Origin of the sequence: Inhella sp. (assembly GCF_041912635.1) — a bacterium.
Lineage (GTDB): Bacteria > Pseudomonadota > Gammaproteobacteria > Burkholderiales > Burkholderiaceae_C > Inhella.
In genome coordinates, this window is record NZ_JAYRMO010000062.1 from 1 (window position 1) to 3845 (window position 3845).

The 3845-nt window shown below is 69.0% G+C and carries 3 protein-coding genes; 1 reads left to right on the forward strand and 2 read right to left on the reverse strand.

The features are described from left to right. The first annotated feature begins 133 nt into the window (after positions 1 to 133). Positions 134 to 940, forward strand: coding sequence for a prolipoprotein diacylglyceryl transferase (gene lgt, locus ACE3QP_RS21565; protein ID WP_374439107.1), 807 nt, complete (start codon positions 134 to 136; stop codon positions 938 to 940). 19 nt (positions 941 to 959) lie between these two features. Here the strand turns inward: lgt and ACE3QP_RS21570 are convergent, their stop codons facing one another. Next, entirely contained in the window at positions 960 to 2828 is a 1869-nt protein-coding gene (locus ACE3QP_RS21570; protein ID WP_374439109.1) for a long-chain fatty acid--CoA ligase, read from the reverse strand. Positions 2829 to 2943: 115 nt separating this feature from the next. Then, positions 2944 to 3825: a 3-keto-5-aminohexanoate cleavage protein gene (locus ACE3QP_RS21575; RefSeq protein WP_374439111.1), complete on the reverse strand. Its 882-nt coding sequence runs from the start codon at positions 3823 to 3825 to the stop codon at positions 2944 to 2946. Positions 3826 to 3845: the final 20 nt, after the last annotated feature.

Genomic DNA, 3845 nt, shown 5'->3' on the forward strand with positions numbered 1-3845 from the left:
GAAAAGCAGTACAAAAACCATAGCTGCTCGCGCTTGCTGTATAACCGCTGGAGCCTGATTTGATTCAAAACCCCAAGGTTTGCCATGGCGCCTTCTGCTCCCGCCCGCCGCGCCGGGCACAATACCGCCCACCATGCTGACCTATCCCCACATCGACCCCATCGCGCTGCAGCTCGGCCCTGTGGCCATCCACTGGTACGGGCTGACCTACCTGGCCGCGTTTGGCCTGTTCATGCTGCTGGGCCTGCGGCGTCTGCGGCATGAGCCGTTTGTGTCGCTCACCGGCTCTGCGGCGTGGACGCGCAGGGATGTGGAGGACATTCTTTTCCTGGGTGTGGTCGGTGTGATCGTGGGCGGGCGCCTGGGCTACTGCCTGTTCTACAAGCCGGGCTACTACGCGGCGCACCCGCTGGAGATTTTTGCGGTGTGGCAGGGCGGCATGAGCTTTCATGGCGGGCTGCTGGGCGTGATTGGCTCCTTCTTCTGGTTTGCGCGCACGCGCCAGCGGCCCTGGCTGCAGGTGGCCGATTTCGTGGCGCCCTGCGTGCCTACGGGCCTGGCGGCGGGCCGCGTGGGCAACTTCATCAACGGCGAGCTGTGGGGGCGCTTTGCCAACCCCGACCTGCCCTGGGGCATGGTGTTCCCGCACAGCGGCTCCATGCTGCCGCGCCACCCCTCGCAGGTGTACCAGTTTCTGCTGGAGGGGCTGCTGCTGTTCGTGCTGCTGTGGCTGTATGCGCGCAAGGAGCGCCGCCAGGGGCAGGTAGCGGCGGCCTTTTTGTTCGGCTACGGCGTCTTCCGCTTCATCGCCGAATACTTCCGCGAGCCCGACAGCTTCCTGGGCCTGCTGTCGCTGGGCATGAGCATGGGGCAGTGGCTGTGCCTGCCCATGATCGCCGGGGGCGCCGCGCTGTGGCTCTGGAGCGCCAAGCGCGGCTGACGCCCAGCGAAGCAGCGGCTCAGTGCGGCGCGCTGGAGCCGTCGCGGTACAGGGCCTCGATTTCCTCGGCGTACTGGCGCTGCACCACGTTGCGGCGGATCTTCTGTGTGGGCGTGAGGCAGCCGTTGTCGATGGTGAAGGCGCTCTCCAGTACCGAGAACTTGCGCACCTGCGCTACGCGCGCCTGCCGTGCGTTGACGGCGTCGATGCCGCGCTGCAGTTCGGCATGCACTGCGGGGCTGCGGCTCCATTCGGCTGGGCTACCGGGCAACTGGTGCTGCCGGGCGAATTCCTGCAGCACATCGGGCTTGAGCGTCAGCAGCGCGCTGAGGTAGTGGCGCGCGTCGCCAATGACCACCGCGTGCTCTACCAGGGGCAGGCCCATCAGGTCGGCCTCGATGTTGCCGGGCGAGATGTTCTTGCCGCCGGAGGTGATGAGCAGGTCCTTCTTGCGGCCGGTCACGTAGAGGAAGCCGTCCTCGTCGATGCGGCCCAGGTCGCCGCTGTGCAGCCAGCCGTCCTGCAGCACCTCGGCGGTGGCCTCGGGGCGGCCACGGTAGCCGCGGAACACGTTGGGCCCTTTGACGAGGATCTCGCCGTCGCCTGCAATGCGCACCTGCATGCCGGGCAGGGTCTTGCCCGCCGCGCCCAGGCGGATGAAGCCCGGCAGGCTGATGGCGGTGGGGCCGCAGTCCTCGGACTGGCCGTACACCTCGCCGATCTGCAGTCCCAGGCCGGTGAAGAATTCCAGGTTTTCCACGCCGATGGGCGCCGCGCCGGAGAGGAGGATGCGTGCCTGGTCGAACCCCAGCGCGGCCTGCACCTTGCGGTGCACCAATTGGTGCGCCCAGCGGTACTGCCAGTCCAGCCACGCGCCGGGCGTGCGCCCCTGCAGGCGCTCGGCGTGCCAGGCGCGTCCGGTGCGCAGCGCCCAGCGCGCCAGCCGGGCCTTGGCGCCCGTGGCGCCCGCCAGCTTGGTGGCGATGGCGGCCTGCATCTTCTCCCACACGCGCGGCACGCCGAAGAACACCGTGGGGTGCACTTCCTGCAGGTGCTCGCCCAGGCTCTCCAGCGAGCGCGCGAAGTAGAGCTGGTAGCCCGCCAGCGCGTGGTTGCAGATGGAGCCATGCTGCTCGGCGATGTGCGCCAGCGGCAGGTAGGAAATCAGCCGGTCCTGCGGGCCCACCTGGAAGGCGGCCGACAGCGCGGCCGAGGTCCAGCTCAGGTTGGCGTGCGTCAGCTCCACGGCCTTGGGGTGGCCCGTGGTGCCCGAGGTGTAGATCAGCGTGCCGATGTCCTCCTCGCGGATCGCGTCCATGCGGCACTGCACCTCGGCGTCGTGCTCCATGCCGCCCAGCGCCAGGAACTGCTCCCAGGCCATGGGTGCGGCCACGCCCTCGGGCACCTGCGGCCGGGCATCGCCCGGCGCCTGGCGCATGAGCACGGTGGCGCGCAGGCGGGCCAGCGCCTGGGGCTCTGCCGCCGCTTTGGCCCATTGCGTTTCGTTTTCCACCAGCAGCACGGCGCAGCCGCTGTGCTCGACGATGTAGGCGATCTCGTTGGCCGCGCTGCTCCAGTAGATACCGGCCGCCATGGCGCCCACCATCATGGCGGCCAGGTCCATGGTGATCCATTCGGGGCGGTTGAAGCCCAGGATGCATACCGCGTCGCCCGGCTGCACGCCCAGCGCCACCAGCGCACGGGCGGCCTGGCGCACCTGCTGGGCGTATTCCTGCCAGGTGGTGGGCTGCCAGCCGCTGGCGTTGCGCTCGAAATAGGCGGGCGCCTGCGGCTGGCGCTGGCTGGTGGCCACGAAGCGGGCCGGGATGCTCTGGAAGCTCTGGTCGCGCGCGGCCTGCGGCCCATGGCTCGCTTGGGTGATGGGCATGTTTTGTCTCCGGTATTTTTTCTGCCCTACGGCGCTGTGCACAGGGCTGAGCGGCTGCGCCGTGCGGGCGCAGCCGTTGCGGCGGCCCCTTCTGCGGGGGGCTCGCCAGCTGGGGTCAGGCGGGTGTCAGGCCGAGCAGTTCGCGTGCTTCGGCCGGGGAGGCGATTGCGCGCCCGGCGTTGCGCGCGCATTGGGCCAGCGCCTCGATCAGCACACCGTTGCCGCTGGCGCGGCTGCCATCGGGCAGGTAGAAGGTGTCTTCCAGCCCGGTGCGCAGCATGCCGCCGAGATCCGCCGTCTTCTGGTGCACGGGCCAGATCTCCTGGCGGCCGATCAGCGTGGCCTGCCACACGGCGCCCGGCGCCATCCATTGCGGCAGCAGCTCCAGCAGCTGGGCATCGCAGGGCATGCCCGAGGCCACGCCCATCACCAGGTTGTATTCGGGGCGGCCCATGGCGGGCTTGAGCATGCCGTTCTTGATGTACATGGTGACCGAGCGCACGATGCCCACGTCGAAGCACTCGAATTCGGGGTGCGTGCCGCACTCCTCCATCACGTCGAGGAACTGCTGCACCTTGGCCACCGGGTTGTCGAACACCATGGGCGGCCAGGCCCAGTTGCCGTCTTCCTTGATCTTGAGGTAGTTCAGGCTGCCCGCGTTGCAGGCGGCGATCTCGGGCTTGACGCGGCGGATGCAGGCGAGCGGCCCGCTGATGTCCTTGCCGATCACGCCGGTGGTCAGGTTGATGATGACGCCCGGGCAGGCCGCTCGGATGGCGTCCACCACCTCCTGGGCCACGTCCGGGTCCCAGCTGGGCATGTGGCCCATGCCGGGTTCCTGCGCGCGGATGTGCACATGCATGATGCTCGCGCCCGCGTTGTAGGCGTCGCGCGCCTGCGCGGCCATCTGCGTGGGGGTGACGGGCACCGGGTGTTGCTGGGGGTTGGTCAGCACGCCGGTGAGGGCGCAGGTGAGGATGGCTTTTTCATGCGTCATGCGGGGGCCTCTTCGGTGAT

Excerpts from the sequence above, each read along its gene's own strand:
- lgt (WP_374439107.1), top strand. The coding sequence starts at position 134 with ATGCTGACCTATCCCCACATCGACCCCATCGCGCTGCAGCTCGGCCCT.
- ACE3QP_RS21575 (WP_374439111.1), bottom strand. The coding sequence starts at position 3,825 with ATGACGCATGAAAAAGCCATCCTCACCTGCGCCCTCACCGGCGTGCTG.
- ACE3QP_RS21570 (WP_374439109.1), bottom strand. The coding sequence starts at position 2,828 with ATGCCCATCACCCAAGCGAGCCATGGGCCGCAGGCCGCGCGCGACCAG.